Annotated in this window: 18 protein-coding genes; 5 read left to right on the forward strand and 13 right to left on the reverse strand. The window is 59.1% G+C overall.

What is annotated here, in order from left to right:
* Positions 1-12: 12 nt before the first annotated feature.
* Positions 13-231: a GTA head formation protein, RCAP_rcc01685 family gene (locus AC2FF8_RS02705; protein ID WP_152458319.1), complete on the reverse strand. Its 219-nt coding sequence runs from the start codon at positions 229-231 to the stop codon at positions 13-15.
* The gene (locus AC2FF8_RS02710; RefSeq protein WP_496878857.1) at positions 224-1,384 is read right to left on the reverse strand and encodes a phage portal protein; all 1,161 of its coding nucleotides are present in this window, start codon (positions 1,382-1,384) and stop codon (positions 224-226) included. Before AC2FF8_RS02710 ends, AC2FF8_RS02705 begins: the two co-directional genes overlap by 8 nt.
* 179 nt (positions 1,385-1,563) lie before the next feature.
* Between AC2FF8_RS02710 and AC2FF8_RS02715 the strand changes: the two genes are divergently transcribed.
* Positions 1,564-2,532 carry a cation efflux transmembrane domain-containing protein gene (locus AC2FF8_RS02715; protein WP_496878858.1) on the forward strand — a complete coding sequence of 323 codons (969 nt, stop codon included), beginning with the start codon at positions 1,564-1,566 and terminating at the stop codon, positions 2,530-2,532.
* A 19-nt stretch (positions 2,533-2,551) separates the two neighbouring features.
* Here AC2FF8_RS02715 and AC2FF8_RS02720 read toward each other — a convergent pair whose 3' ends face one another.
* Positions 2,552-3,853, reverse strand: a complete 1,302-nt coding sequence (locus AC2FF8_RS02720) for a DNA-packaging protein (RefSeq protein ID WP_496879270.1) — start codon at positions 3,851-3,853, stop codon at positions 2,552-2,554.
* A gap of 521 nt (positions 3,854-4,374) precedes the next feature.
* A complete protein-coding gene (locus AC2FF8_RS02725; protein ID WP_496872042.1) occupies positions 4,375-4,752 on the reverse strand; it encodes a VOC family protein in 378 nt (125 codons plus the stop codon).
* Positions 4,753-4,791: 39 nt separating this feature from the next.
* Between AC2FF8_RS02725 and AC2FF8_RS02730 the strand changes: the two genes are divergently transcribed.
* On the forward strand, positions 4,792-5,328 hold the full coding sequence (locus AC2FF8_RS02730; protein ID WP_257598944.1) for a winged helix-turn-helix transcriptional regulator: 537 nt from the start codon (positions 4,792-4,794) through the stop codon (positions 5,326-5,328).
* A 326-nt stretch (positions 5,329-5,654) separates the two neighbouring features.
* Positions 5,655-6,920, forward strand: a complete 1,266-nt coding sequence (locus AC2FF8_RS02735; protein WP_496878859.1) for a DEAD/DEAH box helicase — start codon at positions 5,655-5,657, stop codon at positions 6,918-6,920.
* Positions 6,921-7,004: 84 nt separating this feature from the next.
* Here AC2FF8_RS02735 and mltG read toward each other — a convergent pair whose 3' ends face one another.
* The 7 genes from mltG to fabD all read right to left on the reverse strand — a co-directional run bounded on the left by mltG (position 7,005) and on the right by fabD (position 13,315).
* Positions 7,005-8,162, reverse strand: a complete 1,158-nt coding sequence (gene mltG, locus AC2FF8_RS02740; RefSeq protein ID WP_170343926.1) for an endolytic transglycosylase MltG — start codon at positions 8,160-8,162, stop codon at positions 7,005-7,007.
* Positions 8,163-9,428, reverse strand: coding sequence for a beta-ketoacyl-ACP synthase II (gene fabF, locus AC2FF8_RS02745; RefSeq protein ID WP_170343925.1), 1,266 nt, complete (start codon positions 9,426-9,428; stop codon positions 8,163-8,165). It lies immediately after the preceding gene.
* A gap of 183 nt (positions 9,429-9,611) precedes the next feature.
* The gene (locus AC2FF8_RS02750; RefSeq protein WP_496878860.1) at positions 9,612-10,355 is read right to left on the reverse strand and encodes a 1-(5-phosphoribosyl)-5-[(5-phosphoribosylamino)methylideneamino]imidazole-4-carboxamide isomerase; all 744 of its coding nucleotides are present in this window, start codon (positions 10,353-10,355) and stop codon (positions 9,612-9,614) included.
* Positions 10,356-10,478: 123 nt separating this feature from the next.
* Complete coding sequence (locus AC2FF8_RS02755) at positions 10,479-11,018, reverse strand: GNAT family N-acetyltransferase (RefSeq protein ID WP_170343923.1); 540 nt, start codon at positions 11,016-11,018, stop codon at positions 10,479-10,481.
* 138 nt (positions 11,019-11,156) lie between these two features.
* On the reverse strand, positions 11,157-11,390 hold the full coding sequence (locus tag AC2FF8_RS02760; RefSeq protein WP_008756330.1) for an acyl carrier protein: 234 nt from the start codon (positions 11,388-11,390) through the stop codon (positions 11,157-11,159).
* Between the two features lie 206 nt (positions 11,391-11,596).
* Positions 11,597-12,334 (reverse strand): 3-oxoacyl-[acyl-carrier-protein] reductase, encoded by a 738-nt coding sequence (fabG, locus tag AC2FF8_RS02765; RefSeq protein WP_170343922.1) that lies wholly within the window; start codon positions 12,332-12,334, stop codon positions 11,597-11,599.
* Positions 12,335-12,376: 42 nt separating this feature from the next.
* Positions 12,377-13,315 (reverse strand): ACP S-malonyltransferase, encoded by a 939-nt coding sequence (fabD, locus tag AC2FF8_RS02770; protein WP_170343921.1) that lies wholly within the window; start codon positions 13,313-13,315, stop codon positions 12,377-12,379.
* A 174-nt stretch (positions 13,316-13,489) separates the two neighbouring features.
* Between fabD and AC2FF8_RS02775 the strand changes: the two genes are divergently transcribed.
* Positions 13,490-14,716: a cytochrome b/b6 domain-containing protein gene (locus AC2FF8_RS02775; RefSeq protein WP_496878861.1), complete on the forward strand. Its 1,227-nt coding sequence runs from the start codon at positions 13,490-13,492 to the stop codon at positions 14,714-14,716.
* 59 nt (positions 14,717-14,775) lie between these two features.
* Here AC2FF8_RS02775 and AC2FF8_RS02780 read toward each other — a convergent pair whose 3' ends face one another.
* Both AC2FF8_RS02780 and AC2FF8_RS02785 read right to left on the reverse strand, forming a co-directional pair.
* Positions 14,776-15,348 carry a YceI family protein gene (locus AC2FF8_RS02780; protein ID WP_170343919.1) on the reverse strand — a complete coding sequence of 191 codons (573 nt, stop codon included), beginning with the start codon at positions 15,346-15,348 and terminating at the stop codon, positions 14,776-14,778.
* Between the two features lie 125 nt (positions 15,349-15,473).
* Positions 15,474-15,992, reverse strand: a complete 519-nt coding sequence (locus tag AC2FF8_RS02785; protein WP_117868609.1) for a hypothetical protein — start codon at positions 15,990-15,992, stop codon at positions 15,474-15,476.
* Between the two features lie 283 nt (positions 15,993-16,275).
* Between AC2FF8_RS02785 and rpsF the strand changes: the two genes are divergently transcribed.
* Entirely contained in the window at positions 16,276-16,629 is a 354-nt protein-coding gene (rpsF, locus tag AC2FF8_RS02790; RefSeq protein WP_170343918.1) for a 30S ribosomal protein S6, read from the forward strand.
* The last annotated feature ends 12 nt before the right edge of the window (positions 16,630-16,641 follow it).

A 16,641-nucleotide genomic window follows, 5' to 3' on the forward strand; every position in this document is an offset into this window, starting at 1 on the left:
AACCCATTGAACTCATGGCGCCACCACCAAGAGAGATTGAAACGCCTGCGCCAGGATCACCGCCGCTACGCCATAGACTGTCAGCCACAGCCGGCGCTCCAGCCGCTCCATCATCTCTTCGATCTGATCCAGACGCCGGCACAGATGTGCATGCTGGATCTCGGCCACCCGCTCATGCGCGGCCAGACGCAGACCTGGCGCGCACTCGAACGAGGGATACCCCTCACCCATCCGCACGCTCCGGCAGGCCCAGCAAGGCACGCTTCTCGGCATCGGTCAGGAAGTCGGCCCCATTGACCCGCGCCCATTGCGCATCCCGTTCTGCGGACAGCGCAGGCACCTGATCCAGGTCAGGCTTCAACACCAGCTCCTCGCCGGTAAAGCCCGCCAGCCAGTCCGACACCGCCGCCGCCACCCGCGTCACCAGAGGCAGAACAGTCAGGCGATAAAACGCCCGGTTGGCCTCCTGATAGTTCGAATAGGTCGCGTCGCCTTGTATCCCCAGCAGCATCGGCGGGACGCCGAAGGCCAGCGCGATCTCGCGGGCGGCGGCTTCCTTGGTCTTTTGAAACTCCATATCGGACGGAGAGAACCCCATCGGCTTCCAATCCAGCCCCCCTTCCAGAACCATCGGACGGCCTGCATTGCGCGCCCCGCGATAGTTCTGCTCGATCTCGTCTGACAGACGCCGGAATTGATCTTCGGCCATCACCCCGTGGCCATCGCCTTTCCAGACCAGCGCCCCCGAAGGCCGCGCCGCATTGTCCAGCAGCGACTTCGACCAGCGCGACGCGCTGTTATGCACATCAATCGCCATTGCCGCCGCCTGCATCGGCGAGAACCCGTAATGGTCATCCTGAGGGTGGAACGATTTGATATGGCAGATGTTTTCCGCCGCAAACCGATGCTTCTTGCCGCCAACCGCATAGTCATACGCCTTGGGCCACCCATCCGCCCCCGGCACGACGCTCATCCGGTCCGAGCGCAGAACATGCAGCTCAACCGGCAAGCCTTCCTCGGCGTGAACCGCCTCAACATAGGCATTGCCCGACAGCAGCAATTGCCCGAACAAGGCCTCCATCAACTCCGCTTGCCCCTGCGCCGCATTCGGACGGCGCATCAGGGACAGGATCGGATGCGTATCAAACCGCTGCGCCTGATCCTGCAACACCAACGGCAGAGCCGCCGCCGCCTCGGCAATCAGCTTGACCGAACGAAACCCCACCGGGTTCCCCGAAAATCCCGTCCGCGTCAGCGACACCGCGTCCCTGGGGCTCCACGCCACGCGCCCGCCCGTCTGCCACGCCACCACCGGCCCCGCCGCGCTTGCCTTTGCCTCGGGCGCCGCTTCAGCCGATCCACGACGCAAGAAATCGAATACCATCTGTGCTCCTTTCTGCCGCCGCTCTGCCCGGCTTGTTGAAAGGAGTTATGACGGAAAGAAGTTTAAGCCTCGGGAATGGGGCGTACGGGGGGTGGGCAACACGAACAACCAAAGTGGGTGGCCAATTCCGAATGGATGGCTATTGGTAGAAGTACTGAAAGCAAAGCGGGACCGATCGAATGACCCAGCCAGAGTTGGCCATCAGAAAACGACTGGAAAGCCGCGCACTCGTGGTAGCAATGGGAGGAAATCTCTTCATGGGTGCCGCTGGAATCCTGGCCAGCATTCTGTCGAATTCGAACGCGATCATGATGGACGGACTGTTCTCACTGATCGGTTTTACTTCAGCCGTTCTCGGCCGAAGGATCAGCCAACGAATTGATGCCGGACCCGACAAGTTAAGACCGTTCGGCTATGCCGCAGACGAAGCCATCTTTTCAACACTCCGCTCTCTATCCTTGTTGGGTCTTGTTTTGTTTGCGATCACCAGCGCCCTCAAAAGCATCTACAACTATCTGAACGGCCTGCCCCCCGAACCATTGAGCTTTGCGCCAATGATCCTCTATTTCTCAGGGATTGGGCTGACCTGCACCTTGCTCTGGGCCTTTCATCATTTCACCTGGCGACGCATCGGTCGAAACAGCTCAATCCTGCGACTGGAGGCCAAAGCGGCGCTTTTTGACGGGATGATCACTGCGGCGGCAGGCATCGGCCTGGCTGCCATCTACTTTTTCAGGGAAGGACCACTTGCTTTGATCGCTCCGATCGGGGACTCAGTGATTGTCCTACTGCTTTGCCTGCTGGCCCTCGGGGCTTATATCCGTGAATTCAAAGGCGGATTGGGCGAGCTTGCAGGGTTAAGCGCCAGCCCTGCCACTATCGCGACCGCGCGCCGCGCAGTACGTGCAACTCTCATTGAAGATGGCGGGCGGATCCGGGATCTGTCTGTTACCAAACTGGGCCGTTCCCATTTAGTGACTGTTTACTACGACCCATGTCGTTCCGTTCTCGCGCACGAAATCGACCGCCTCAACCTGGACTTGATACGCGATGTTCGAACCGTATTGGCCGGGGCTGACGTTTTGCTGATTGTCTCTGAACATCCCAGACGATGGCCAGATGAACTCGCCCCTGCCCAAAGCGCTTGATGTGTTTGCCGCAATGGGCTCACAAAGCCCGCACCCTCGGCCTTCTAAACACCCCAGCAGGCCCCACAACCAACTCATGCAGCGCCCAGACCAGCGCGTCGACCCGGTCGGGTGAGCCCTGCCCCTCGAACCCGCGCGCGGTCATCTGGCACATCTGCTCCTCCAGTGCATCCAGCCCGGTCACATGGCTCACACGTCCCTGCTCGTACAAAGCCGCCACAGGCTCGGCCCGCGCCACCTTACCGCGTGACGCCCGCACCGCCCGATAAGGGACCAGAGGGTCTACCTGCCGCACGACCTCTTCCACCAGTTGCCCGCCCTGATTGACCTCGGCCACCAGCCGCTCGGCCCCGAACTCATCCATCGCGTCAATCGCCGCCTGCGCCCAGCCCGCAGGACCCACGCCCTGCACCGTGCGGTCGGCCAGCACATAGGCCCGCCACGCCTCGGGCGGCCCCTGCACCTGCGCACCAACAACAACGATCCCGCAGGCATCTGCACCCGACCCCGCCGTTACCGCCGGATCCAGCGCCACGACAACCCGATCCAACTCCGGCACCTGCGTGCACCGCGCCGCCTCCAGCATCGAGCCGGTCCACAGCGCCCCCTCGGCATCTGACAGCAATACCCCGTCCAACTCCTGCCGCCCCAACCGCGTACCGGCATAGCGCGCGCGCACCTCTTCCAGAAAAGCACCCGCCAGATTGGCCCGGTTCGCCTCGGTCGGTGCATGGGTCTGCACCGTGGAGGGCGACGCCAGCAACTCCTTCAAAACCTTCACGTTACGCGGCGTGGTCGTCACACAGACCCGAGGCCGCTCGCCCAGCCGCAACGCAAATTGCAGCATGTCCCAGGTCTCACCCGCTTTCTTCCACTTGGCCAGCTCATCCACCCAGGCCGCATCGAATTGCGGGCCGCGCAGCCCCTCGGGGTCATGCGCGGAAAAGGCCTGCGCCTCGGCCCCGTTGGGCCAGACCAGCTTGCGCTCGGATGCCTTCCACTGCGGCCGACGATCCGGGGGCGAGCATTGCAATATCCCGCTGTCGCCAAAGATCATCACATCGCGCACCTGATCGAATGTCTCACCCACCAAGGCCACCCGACAGGCCTCACCACGATCCAACGGCAAAGACCCCTCGACCATCTGTCGCACCCACTCGGCCCCGGCGCGCGTCTTGCCCGCACCGCGCCCGCCCATGATCACCCAGGACCGCCAGTCGCCCTCGGGCGGCAACTGATGCGGCAGCGCCCAGAATTCGAACAGGAAAGGGAGGGCACACAGCCCTCCCTCCCCGATCTCACTCAGAAATCTGTTCTGCACCGCAACAGGCGCGGAGGCGAGCCAGCCTGCACCCGACTTCAAACCGAGCTCGGTCAAGGTCGAGCGCGTACCCACCTTGTGCAATTCCGGCTTGTCTGTGATGTTGTTCGACAAAGCTTGTCTCCACTTTCTGACAACTTCGGATCAGCCCCTCTAACTGCCCGAGTTGCTTGGCTGAACCAGCAAGATCTGCATCCTCCCCGGCTCCGATCTGTTTGCGCAGGTCTTCCGCCGCTTGCCGCAGATCGCGAATGGACCTCTCAAGCGACTGCAACAATTCAGCCGTCTGGGAAATCCGCTCTTCCGGGGTAATCAAAGTCATGTTTGCCTGTGACCTCATGCGTGAGTTTTCTCCGCACGAGAGAAGCAAAAAACGGCCACCGGGTCGCCCCGGGGCCGTTGCCCACTTCTTCTAGCATGGCATAATTAGTACGGAATTACGCACGTAATGTCAATAAGTTACGCAACACGAGCGCAACGCAGGGCGACCGCTGTGTTGAGTATTCCTTTACCTGATGCTCTCAGCCCTGGCTTGTCAAATCCTGCGCCAGCATTAGCGCATTCCTGTCCGGATCATAGAACGTGGCCGTGCTGACCATCCCCTCAATCGTGTCCGTTTCGCCGTCAAATTCCACTCCAGCCGCCTCCAACTTTCTGCGCGCATCCACGATATCCGCGACTTCGAAGACAGGCACGCAATTCCCCGGAGAGGCTTCGGCCTGTTCGCCCAGCCCCAAAGTGACTCCGTCGACATTCGTCAGCATTTCGCTCCATCCTGCTTCATCAATGTGGTGGATAAGCTTAAATCCCAGCTTGGCAGCGTACCATTCCGCGCTGGCATGTCGATCCCGCACCGACATCGCAAGTGTGATAGTGTTTTTCAATGAAACGAGCGGCATGAGGCTTCCTTTTTATCTAAAATATAGCTACTATACTTTATGGACATCAATACACTTGTCAAGCTGACATCGCGGGCTTGGTCCCTGAAAATTCTTGCCCTGCTGCACGCCAAAGTTCCGGGCCGGCAAGCCCCGCTTTTGGCAGCGACCGACGCTAGCCGAACGGCCTTTGCAGCCAGCCTTTCTCATCTTATTGAACTTGGAATGATCGAAAGAAATCCCGGCCATGGGCACCCTTTACGTCCAGAATTTCGACTTACGCCATTCGGAACCCAGGCCGCCACGGTCGCCAGCAAGATAATTAATACCGCCCGCTCTGAGGATGAAATCAAACTTCTACGAAAATCATGGACTGTGCCAGTTCTGGCGTTGGCAGGCACCCCGCATCGTTTCTCGGCCATCAAATCAGGTCTTGCGGTTATTACAGATCGGGCGCTGTCCTCATCCCTTCACCAGTTGGAAGCACAAAACTGGATCCGACGCGACATTTACACAGCCGAGAGGATGCCATTTCCAACCTATCAAGCCGTGAATACTGGAATGGCGATCAACAGGGCCGTTGGTTTAACGCACTAATTCCATGGCAGTCCGGTGCCGCGAACAGTGCCTCTTTCAACTCAGAAGACCACCAGAAGACTTACCAGTGCTTGACATTCCATTGCGAAACCCTCATGTCCGCCACATCACAGCGCTGATGCGTGAGCCCGAGCGGACCTCGTCCGCCCCACAGCGCCAACTCATCATTCCAGTTCCCCATCACGCAGGGTTCTTGACGCGACGGCCGGATGGCGCAGGATGCACCTGCTCGTTCCGAGGTCTCGCACAACCCCTGCCGGTCGCCAACGCGCGACCCTTCATGACCTGTCCGCGGGCCAACGCTCCGGGCTGTAAAGGATAGTTATTTGTTCGACTTTGATATGCTGGGCCTTGCCCCGGCACTGAACGAGGCACTCAAACGCGCCAATTTCACTCAACCCACACCGATCCAGAACCAGGCGATTCCGCTTGCTCTGAATGGTCACGACATTCTGGGACTGGCGCAAACCGGCACCGGAAAGACATTGGCTTTCGGCCTGCCTCTGATCGATCACCTTCTGGCCCAACCCGGCAAGCCCGACCCGAAAACCGCCAAGGCACTGATCCTGGCGCCCACCCGCGAACTCGTGAACCAGATCGCCGACAGCCTGCGCACCCTGACGAAGGGCACCAAGCTGCGCGTGGCCACCGTTGTAGGCGGCCAGTCGATCAACAAGCAGATAATGTTCCTCTCTCGTGGCACTGATATTCTGGTCGCCACACCGGGTCGCCTGATAGACTTGATGGAACGTGGTGCAGTAAATCTCGGAGCGGTCCGCCATCTGGTGCTGGACGAAGCTGACCAGATGCTCGACCTTGGCTTTATCCATGCGTTGCGTAAAATCGCGCCGGCACTGGGCACTCCACGCCAAACCATGCTGTTTTCGGCCACCATGCCGAAGCAGATGGAAGAGCTCAGCCGCGCTTACCTAACCAACCCGCAGCGGGTGCAGGTCTCGCCTCCGGGCAAAGCGGCCGACAAGATTACGCAGTCGTTGCACTTCGTTTCCAAACCCGGAAAACCAATCAAGCTGCGTGAAATCCTTTCGAAAGATGTGGATGCCCTGACACTGGTCTTTACGCGCACCAAACATGGTGCAGAACGGCTGATGAAGGGCCTAGTAGCTGACGGCTACAACGCCGCATCCATCCACGGCAACAAAAGCCAGGGTCAGCGCGATCGCGCGATCAAGGCGTTCCGCGCGGGTGAAATCAACATTCTGGTGGCCACCGACGTTGCGGCCCGAGGCATCGACATTCCGGGCGTCGCCTACGTGATCAACTTCGATCTGCCCGAGGTGCCTGACAACTACGTCCACCGTATCGGGCGCACCGCCCGCGCAGGGCGCGAAGGCGAAGCCATCGCCTTCTGTTCCGCGGAAGAAGTTGATCTGCTGCGCCAGATCCAAAAGCTGATGAAGATCGAAATCCCAGTTGCCAGTGGCTCGATGCCCGAAGCTGTGCAACCTGAAAAACCGGCGCGCCGCCCGAACAACCGCCGCCGGGGGTTCAAACCCAAACCCACCTACGGGGAAGGAAAACCCGCGGCAAACAAGCGGCGACGCCCACGCGGCAAACGTCCGGCGGCGTAAGGTCGGAACGGCACAAAAAAGCCAACGCCGGTTCAATGACCGGCGTTGGCGCAACACGATGAACGGAACCAGATTTCGTTCAGATCAATTTCCCGAATTCCGCTCTGCCTCAATCTGGCGCCATTTGGCGACATTGCGATTGTGTTCCTGCAAGGTTTCGGCAAATGCATGACCGCCCGTGCCATCGGCAACGAAGAACACGAAATCCGTGTCATCCGGCGCAACAGCAGCTTTTAGGCTGGCCAGGCCCGGATTGGCAATCGGCGTCGGCGGCAAACCATCTATCTGATAGGTATTCCACGGCGTTGGTCGGTTCAGCTCGCTGCGGCGCAGCCCGCGCCCCAACGTGCCTTGCCCTTTGGTAACGCCATAGATGACGGTCGGGTCCGTCTGCAACCGCATCCCCTGTTTCAGCCGGTTCACAAAAACACTGGCCACTTGCCCGCGTTCTTCCGGAACTCCGGTTTCCTTTTCGATGATCGACGCAAGGATCAGCATTTCTTCGGGACTTTGCAGCGGCAACCCGTCCTGACGGCTTTCCCAAACGGCATTGATCCGCAATTGTTGCTTGTCCTGCATCGCCTGCAAAATGTCGTTACGGTCCTGGCCCGCCACAACATCGTAACTGTCCGGCGCCAGCATCCCTTCGGCCGGGATCTCGGTCACCTCACCTGTCAAAGCGTCGAACGCCTTCAACGCCTCGACCACCTGCCACGAGGTCACACCTTCGGCCAGTGATACGCGGTAACGGGTGTCCGCCTCGTTGCGTTTCTCGGTATAGGCCTCAGGCACCTCGTCTTCCGAGGGATCAAACGACGCGATTTCTACGAAATCCAGGGTCGCCGGGTTCAACTCGCGCACACGGGTCTGAGCACGCGTCACACCGATACGATACTCAATCTCGGATCCACAGGTGCTGGCACCGCTGCTGGTGATCTCGTCGATGATCTGCTCCATCGACGCACCTTCCCGTACCAGAAAGCTGCCTGCTTTCAACTGCTGCGCCCGATCCGTGTAGTCCGCGGCCATCCGAAAGATCGTGGCACTGCTGATCGCGCCCTGCTCTTGCAGCTGCTGACTGACACGTGTCATGTTCGATCCGCTTCTGACCTGAAGGCAGATTGCGGTTTCAAGCGGGCCCTCGGCCTTGTACTGGCTCTGCCCCCAAAGGATCAGTCCGCCCATCAGGAACAGGCCGACCACCAGAATGGTCAGCGCGTTCGAAGCAATGGCCCGCCACATTTAGCTGGCCTTTCCGAAGATCACGCTGGCATTGGTGCCGCCAAACCCGAACGAATTCGACAAGGCCACATTGATCTCACGCTCGCGTTTTGCGTTCGGGGCCAGATCAATCGGTGTCTCTACCGCAGGGTTGTCCAGGTTGATCGTCGGCGGGGCTACCTGATCACGGATCGCCAGAATCGAGAAGATTGCCTCGATCGCGCCCGCAGCACCAAGCAAGTGACCGGTTGCCGATTTGGTCGACGTCATGGTGGCGTTCGCGGCGTGGTCACCCAGCAAACGCTCAACCGCGCCCAGCTCGATCGTATCCGCCATGGTCGAGGTGCCATGGGCGTTGATATAGTCCAGATCTTTCGGCTCCAGCCCCGCACTGCGCAGCGCCGCCCGCATCGAGCGTTCTGCCCCGTCACCATCCTCGGACGGTGCCGTGATGTGATACGCGTCACCCGACATGCCATAGCCCAGCACCTCGGCGTAGATCTTCGCACCGCGGGCCTTCGCGTGTTCATACTCTTCCAGAATGACGATGCCCGCACCTTCGCCCATGACGAACCCGTCGCGGTCCACGTCATAGGGTCGGCTGGCCGCTTTGGGGTTATCGGCATATTTGGTCGACAACGCCTTGCATGCGTTGAACCCGGCGATGCCGATCTCGCAGATGCAGCCTTCACCGCCACCTGCGACCATGACGTCTGCGTCACCTGCGCGAATGATGCGGCTGGCGTCGCCGATGGCATGGGCACCGGTCGAACACGCCGTCACGACCGAATGGTTCGGCCCCTTGAAGCCGTGCCGGATCGACACCTGACCTGATGCAAGGTTGATCAGAGCACCCGGAATAAAGAACGGTGAAACCCGACGCGGGCCCTTGTCGCGGATCAGATTGGCGGTATTCGCGATCGAACCCAACCCCCCGATTCCGGAACCGATCAGAACCCCTGTTCGCAGCCGGTCCTCTTCATCTTCCGGCAACCAGTTCGCATCTTTGCAGGCCATTTCCGCAGCTGCGATGGAATACAGGATAAAGTCCTCAATCTTGCGCTGCTCTTTCGGCGGCATCCAGTCATCGGGATTGAAGGTCCCGTTGGTTCCGTCCCCGCGGGGGACCTCGCAGGCATAGGTCGTGGTGACACCACTGCCTTCCGCATCAAAATGCGTGATGGGACCAGCGCCGGACTCTCCGTCCAGCAGCCGCGACCAGGTTTCCTCGACCCCGCTGGCCAAAGGAGTGACCAATCCAAGACCGGTTACAACGACTCTGCGCATGAAGTGCCTCTTGCCTGCTTCCTGTTATGAGAACCGCTCTTACCCCGGCCCGGGGTGCGGGGGCAAGAGCAACGGCGATTTCAGGCGGGCTTCCCGCCGCCGGGCAACCGAAGCAGTACCGCTTTGGGTTACGGAAACAGGTGCCCGCCCTTTCTCGGATCCGATTGAAAGGGCGAAGCGTGTTTATTGGAACTGTGCCACCGGCTCATGCGCCGTTTTCGCCATTTCCAGTGCATCGTTCAGGTCAAGTGTCTTGCGAAACAGTGCACGTCCCACGATCGCACCCGAGATATTGGGAATATAGGCCAGCCGCGAGATGTCATCCGCAGTACGCACAACACCGCTTGCTATCACCGGGGTGCGCGAATGGCTGGCAAGCCCCGAGATCAGGCCAAGCTGAGCCTCGACGTCCTCCATATCGCTGTCGATATCCGTCACCACGATAGCAGCAAACGGCGCCCCTTCGAATGCGTCGATAAACGCTTCGGGCGTGAATACGCTTTGGCTGCGCCAGCCATCCGTCATTACAAAACCCTGCCAGACATCGACCGACAGCACGATTTGATCCGGGTAGAGCGTGGCCAACTCCTTGACCAGTTTCGGCTCGCGCGCTGCCAGCGTCCCGATCACAACGCGACCGACGCCCTTGTCGATCCAGCGTTCGACCTGTTCGCGGGTCCGCATACCACCTGCCAACTGAACCGGGATTTCGGCTGCGCGGATAATCTCTTCAATCAATTCGACGTTGGTATCTTTGCCCTCGATCGCGTCGAAATCGGTCAGGTGCATCCATTCGGCACCCGCTTCGGCCCAGCTTCGCGCCGTTTCGACCGGGTTTACATGCCAAATCATGGCGTTGTGCAAACGACCTTTGTCCAACGTGACACACCGGCCGTTCTGCAATTCCATAGTGGGGTATATCCTCATGAGCTCGGTCCTCCGCTCAATCGCTCTGAAAATCCCCGGAAGCATACACCTGGAATGCCCTCCCAATATCACTGGGATCGGCACAGTTTGGCCATTTTGCGGCATAGTGTCGAGGTGGCGGATTCACGCCAGCGCTGGTGGCCCATTGCGCCGAAGCAAATGCACCGGGGTTTCATTATACACCCCTTCCCGCATCAATACATAGCCCAGCTTTTTGGCAAGTTTCTGCGACGAGGCGTTGGACGCATTCACCATCGCAACCAATGGCCCGGGAATCACCCGGTCAAACCAGTCATGCGCTGCCTTGGCCGCCTCATACCCCAGGCCCTGCCCCTGCGCCTCGGGCGCCAGAACCCAGCCCGCCTCGGGAAAGCCGTCGAAATCCTCGCCCATCTGACGGTTTCCGTAAAAGAAACCGGCCTGTCCGATCAGCTTTCGATTCGATTGTTGCAGCACACCCCATTGTCCAAACCCGGCCATCTGCCAATGCCCGGCATTGCGCAAAAAGGAATCCCATGCTTCTCCGCGCGATCGGGGTGAGCCGCCAACATGCTGAACGACGCACGGATCTCTCCAGATCTCGGCGAACCGGTCAAAGTCCTCCGGGCGCATGGCACACAGCGTCAAACGCGCGGTATTTATCATGGGAGTGGATCTTATCATGCCCTGTCCACTTTGAATTTTGCCTCAATGGAAACAGTGCGTATCCGAATATAAACGCGCAAGCATGAATTTTGAGCGGGCACAAAAAAACGGCGCCTCCGTTGCCCGGAAGCGCCGCTTTTGATCAGAAGGAAACGCTTAGGACGCTTCGCTGATGAATTTGACCGCGTCGCCGAAGGTCTGGATGGTCTCGGCTGCGTCATCGGGGATTTCGATGCCGAACTCTTCTTCGAAGGCCATGACCAGTTCAACGGTGTCCAGGCTGTCTGCGCCCAGATCATCGATGAAGGACGCGTTTTCCGCGACTTTATCTTCTTCAACACCCAGGTGCTCAACAACGATCTTCTTAACGCGATCTGCGACGTCGCTCATGTCTATTCCTCATTCCTTTACAGGGCGGTCTGCCCGATTCTGCCCTTGCCCGCACGGGTTGGCTTTGATTTGCCCGTTTCGGGCGGTTTGGGTCCCGGCGAACCGGGAAGTCGAAGGCCGACCTGAACAACCGGCCCCGCATAGATGCGCCGCCTATAGCATAGTCGACGCAAGAGGCAAACGCTTTCGCGCTGCCCCTGTGGCGATCACAACATGGCCATACCACCGTTCACATGCAAGGTGCTTCCGGTAACATAGCCCGCTTCGGGACTGGCAAGGTACAGAACAGCCGCTGCAATTTCTTCGGGATCACCCATGCGGCCCGCCGGAACCTTCAACAACAGACCCTTTTTCTGTTCCTCGGTCAGCTTTTCGGTCATTGCAGTCGTGATGAAACCCGGCGCCACGGCGTTCACGGTAATTCCGCGCGTTGCCACTTCGTGCGCCAAAGCCTTGGAAAACCCTATCATTCCGGCTTTTGACGCCGCATAGTTCGCCTGCCCCGGATTACCGATTACGGCCACCACGGACGAGACATTCACGATCCGGCCCCAGCGTGACTTCATCATGCCCCGGATCACGCCTTTGCACAGTTTCATGGTCGAGGTCATGTTCACGTCTATCACGCTCTGCCATTCCTCATCAGACATGCGCATGAACAGGTTATCGCGCGTGATACCGGCGTTGTTCACGAGGATGTCCACCGATCCCATCGCTTCGATCGCTTGCTTTGGCAACGCTTCGACGGCCTCCGGATCGCTCAGATTGCAAGGCAACACATGCGCGCGTTCGCCCAGTTCATCTGCCAGAGCCTGCAATGGCTCGACCCGTGTACCGGACAATCCGACTGCTGCGCCAGCACCGTGCAACGCACGTGCAATGTCGCCTCCGATACCGCCCGAAGCACCGGTGATCAGCGCATTCTTACCTGTCAAATCAAACATTCGGTTTTCCTCTTGGTGCGTCGGCCACGACGCGTTTTGAGCTTACGATTCGGCCTGAACGGCCTTTTGAACATCTTCCGGGGTGCCCACGGCCTTGCCCGAAATGGCACGATCGATCTTGCGGATCATGCCGGACAGCGCTTTGCCAGCACCGATTTCCCATGTCTCGGTCACGCCTTGCGCCGCCATGAACTGCACGCTTTCACGCCAGCGAACCGACCCCGTCACCTGTTCCACCAGCAACTGGCGGATCAGATCCGGATCACTGACGGCTTCGGCGCGCACATTGGCTACCAAAGGCACGGAAGGCGCCTTTATCTCGACGGCAGCAAGCGCTTCCGCCATGACATCTGCCGCAGGTTGCATCAGCGCACAGTGAAATGGAGCACTTACAGGCAACATGACGGCACGTTTTGCACCTTTTTCCTTGGCAATCTCGGCGGCACGCTCGACAGCAGCCTTGGAACCGGACACAACGACCTGGGTTGGATCGTTGTCATTGGCAGCCTGACAGACCTGCCCCTGCGCGGCTTCTTCAGCAACGGCGCGCACCGCCTCCAGATCCAATCCAAGAATGGCCGCCATTGCGCCCTCGCCGACCGGTACGGCACTTTGCATCGCCAGACCGCGGGTGCGCAGCAGGCGCGCGGTGTCCGCAACCGACAAAGCCCCCGCAGCTGCAAGGGCCGAGTATTCACCCAAGGAATGACCTGCCACGAAAGCCGCCTGACCAACCGAAACGCCTTCGGCTTCCAGCGCACGCATTGCCGCCATGGATGTCGCCATAAGAGCCGGCTGGGCATTCTGAGTCAGCGTCAAGTCGGCGATGTCGCCTTCCCAGATCACGTGGCTCAGCTTCTCTCCCAGCGCCTCGTCCACCTCATCGAAGACGGCCTGCGCCGCCGGATAGGCATCGGCCAGTGCTTTGCCCATACCGATGGTCTGGGCGCCCTGCCCCGGAAAAACGAACGCGAGTGTCATTGCAACCTCATGGATGATGTCAGGTTGCGGCGGGGTGTAAACTGACTGATCGTCTGGCACAAGCTCTGCCTGTGTTCTGCATTCTGGCACCTTGGCTGTGCACAAGCGCTTACTTGTGTCGACCTCCGATAACCTTAACTTGGGCGCAGCACAGAATCCCGGAGCGTTGCACCCATGGCCTCGACCAATTCCTTCTCAAGCTACGGAAGTGTCGCAAAGACGTTTCACTGGCTCACCGCATTGTTGATCTTCACGGCCCTGCCGCTCGGCTGGATTGCGGACAACCTGGCCCACGCCGTATTGCATGCCCCCACAGCCCCAAGCGAGGCCGAAATCGCACGCGCGGCGCGCATGTTCTCATTGCACAAGACCGTGGGCGTCACCGTGTTCTTCGTTGCTTTGGCTCGGATAGTGTGGGCTTTCACGCAAACCAAGCCCGGCCTGTTGAATGCCGACAACAAGCCCGAGGCTTTCGCCGCCGAAACTGTCCACTGGCTTCTCTACGGGTCACTGGTGCTTGTGCCACTGACCGGTTGGGTGCACCACGCCGCAACCGAAGGGTTTGCTCCGATCCTCTGGCCCTTCGGCCAAAACCTGCCTTTCGTTCCAAAATCGACCATTGTGGCCGAGGTGACAGGCGTCCTGCATTGGCTGTTCATGTGGACGCTCGTCGGCGCGCTGGTCCTGCATGTTGCCGGGGCATTGAAGCATCATGTCATAGACAAGGACAGCACGTTGCGCAGGATGTTGCCGGGTGGGGCGGACGCACCGGAACCTCCACGCCAGCATCATTCCCTGGTCCCCGCCGTCGCCGCGGTGGCCGTTTGGGCGCTTGTCCTCACCGGCGGCTGGGTCTCTGGCGAATTTGCGCGTGAGGCCGACGATGATGACGCCGACGTCCAACTGGCCGAGGTGCAATCAGACTGGCAGGTTCAGAACGGCACCTTGTCCATTACGATCTCGCAATTGGGCAGCCCGGTCACCGGCTCGTTCTCCGACTGGACGGCAGCAATTGCTTTTGACGAACCTACTGACCCCGGCCCGGCCGGGGCCGTCGACGTCACGATTGCAATAGGATCTCTCAGCCTCGGAACCGTAACTGAACAGGCCATGGGGGCGGATTTCTTCGACAACGCCCAGTTTCCGACGGCCCAATTCACGGCTGACCTTTTCAAAACCGAAAGCGGATATGAGGCACGCGGGCCGCTGACAATCCGCGACAAGACGATCGATATCATACTCCCGTTTTCACTGGAGCTTCAGGACAACACCGCGACCATGACAGGCTCGGTTGATCTTAACAGGTTGGATTTCGGCATAGGCGCATCGCAACCCACCGAAGATTCGCTCGGCTTCACCGTCACAGTCGCTGTGGAACTCGCTGCGTCCCGCGGTCAGTAGTGCCAAAAAAACCGCCGGAGATCCTGTCACCGGCGGTTTTCCTGTTCGTCGCCTCGCGCTTATTCGGCTTTTTGCGCTTCGACCGAGATCTGCACCTGCACTTCGTCACTTACAAACGGTGCGAACTGGCCCAGATCAAATTCACTACGGACAAGGGTCGTGGTGGCGTTGAAACCGGCCCATGGCTTGTTTGCCATCGGGTGGGTGTCAACCTTGTTCAGTTTGGCGTCCAGAACAACAGATTTGGTCACGCCGTTCATGGTCAGGTCGCCAGTGATATTGGCAGTGTTTTCACCGGTCACTTCGATACCAGTCGAGGTAAAGGTAATCAGATCGCCCTCGGTCGCACCAAAGAAATCTTCGGTCATGAAGTGATCTTCACGCGGCTTCCAGCCGGTGAACATTTCCAGTACCGGCATCGATACGCTCACGCTGGAGGCGGCGGGATTTTCCTGGTCAAACATGATCTCGCCCTCAAAGCCCGAGAACATGCCGGTTGTGGTTGAAAAGCCCAGGTGGTCATAGCTGAAGACAACCTGGCTGTGGCTCGGGTCCAGCACGTATTTCTCGGCGCTGGCGAATGCCGTGGTCGCCGATACGGCCAGTGCAGCAGCAAGAAGGGTGGATTTCATAACAATCTCCGCGTTTTTGTGAATGCAAACCGTCTGGGTTGCTCACAAACAAAATGTGCCGCCTATCGGCGGCACACAACCTTTTTCGAGTCACAACATCTGTTCCTTTTTGAACAGAATAAAGTTCAGCCGAAAATTGTTACGCTCTTGCTCAATTGTCCCTTCAACGCTCGGCTGACATCCGCCGATTCAAGGGGCAGCTTCATCAAAAGGCTTCCATCCACATCGAACAGGTGAACTTCGTTTTCTTCAAAACGCGCACCACCCAGCGATTCATAGCTGCGTCGCAGCACTGTCTGAGGGCGCCCGTCTTCGTTCTTTTGCAGAACACGGACTTCGCGGCGGATCGGATCAAAATAGGCATCCGGGCGCTGATCAAGAACTTCGATCGTCAGCAAACTGACACCGACGATCAGAAACAGCATCGAGGCCACCATCTTGATCGGCCAGACATCTGCACCCACGATCGAACCCGGCATCAGCCACATCGAAAACGCGGAAAAGATCAGGAACGCTCCGACCAACCGCGCCAGGATCAAACGGGCCTTCCAGTTTGGCGCGAAGGCAATCATTACCGGCACCGAATGCTCAAAGCGCGAGCTTGCCGCCTCTTCCCGGTATGTGTTTGTATTTGTCGCGGTCATAACACTTCACCCTTTTTCAGGTTACTGTCGAATTTCTGTTTGGTCCGGGTAACGTCCGGTATGCAAAACAACTTTGAGCCGAAAAGCGTCAGCATTTGGGCACCCCAAAGGAAATTGGGCGGCGTCTCAAAGGCATATGTGGCGGGGCTTGCTCCTGCGGTTCAAACGTGTATATCGGGCCATCCTTCGCAATCAAATGAATCGCGCAGCCTCTCGTGGCAGGGTCGCGAAGGACCGGATGGCCCCGCCTATGAAATGCGCCTTGACATAAACAGGAGTGCACATGCCACTGTATGAGCATGTAATGATCGCGCGTCAGGATCTGTCCAACGCGCAGGCGGAAAGCCTCGTCGAACATTTCGGCACCGTACTGGCTGACAACGGCGGCAAGCTTGTCGACAGCGAGTATTGGGGCGTCAAGACGATGGCCTACAAGATCAACAAGAACCGCAAGGGCCACTATGCCTTTATGAAGACCGATGCGCCCTCGGGTGCGGTTCAGGAAATGGAACGCCTGATGCGCCTGCATGATGACGTCATGCGCGTTCTGACCATCAAGGTTGACGGTCACGAAGACGGCCCGTCGGTTCAGATGCAGAAGCGTGACGAACGTGGCGACCGCCGCGAGCGTCGTTGATCACCGCCTGAG

Source organism: Ruegeria sp. YTSA144 (assembly GCF_059610125.1).

Excerpts from the sequence above, each read along its gene's own strand:
- AC2FF8_RS02705 (WP_152458319.1), bottom strand. The coding sequence starts at position 231 with ATGGGTGAGGGGTATCCCTCGTTCGAGTGCGCGCCAGGTCTGCGTCTG.
- AC2FF8_RS02710 (WP_496878857.1), bottom strand. The coding sequence starts at position 1,384 with ATGGTATTCGATTTCTTGCGTCGTGGATCGGCTGAAGCGGCGCCCGAG.
- AC2FF8_RS02715 (WP_496878858.1), top strand. The coding sequence starts at position 1,564 with ATGACCCAGCCAGAGTTGGCCATCAGAAAACGACTGGAAAGCCGCGCA.
- AC2FF8_RS02725 (WP_496872042.1), bottom strand. The coding sequence starts at position 4,752 with ATGCCGCTCGTTTCATTGAAAAACACTATCACACTTGCGATGTCGGTG.
- AC2FF8_RS02730 (WP_257598944.1), top strand. The coding sequence starts at position 4,792 with ATGGACATCAATACACTTGTCAAGCTGACATCGCGGGCTTGGTCCCTG.
- mltG (WP_170343926.1), bottom strand. The coding sequence starts at position 8,162 with ATGTGGCGGGCCATTGCTTCGAACGCGCTGACCATTCTGGTGGTCGGC.
- fabF (WP_170343925.1), bottom strand. The coding sequence starts at position 9,428 with ATGCGCAGAGTCGTTGTAACCGGTCTTGGATTGGTCACTCCTTTGGCC.
- AC2FF8_RS02750 (WP_496878860.1), bottom strand. The coding sequence starts at position 10,355 with ATGAGGATATACCCCACTATGGAATTGCAGAACGGCCGGTGTGTCACG.
- AC2FF8_RS02755 (WP_170343923.1), bottom strand. The coding sequence starts at position 11,018 with ATGATAAGATCCACTCCCATGATAAATACCGCGCGTTTGACGCTGTGT.
- AC2FF8_RS02760 (WP_008756330.1), bottom strand. The coding sequence starts at position 11,390 with ATGAGCGACGTCGCAGATCGCGTTAAGAAGATCGTTGTTGAGCACCTG.
- fabG (WP_170343922.1), bottom strand. The coding sequence starts at position 12,334 with ATGTTTGATTTGACAGGTAAGAATGCGCTGATCACCGGTGCTTCGGGC.
- fabD (WP_170343921.1), bottom strand. The coding sequence starts at position 13,315 with ATGACACTCGCGTTCGTTTTTCCGGGGCAGGGCGCCCAGACCATCGGT.
- AC2FF8_RS02775 (WP_496878861.1), top strand. The coding sequence starts at position 13,490 with ATGGCCTCGACCAATTCCTTCTCAAGCTACGGAAGTGTCGCAAAGACG.
- AC2FF8_RS02780 (WP_170343919.1), bottom strand. The coding sequence starts at position 15,348 with ATGAAATCCACCCTTCTTGCTGCTGCACTGGCCGTATCGGCGACCACG.
- AC2FF8_RS02785 (WP_117868609.1), bottom strand. The coding sequence starts at position 15,992 with ATGACCGCGACAAATACAAACACATACCGGGAAGAGGCGGCAAGCTCG.
- rpsF (WP_170343918.1), top strand. The coding sequence starts at position 16,276 with ATGCCACTGTATGAGCATGTAATGATCGCGCGTCAGGATCTGTCCAAC.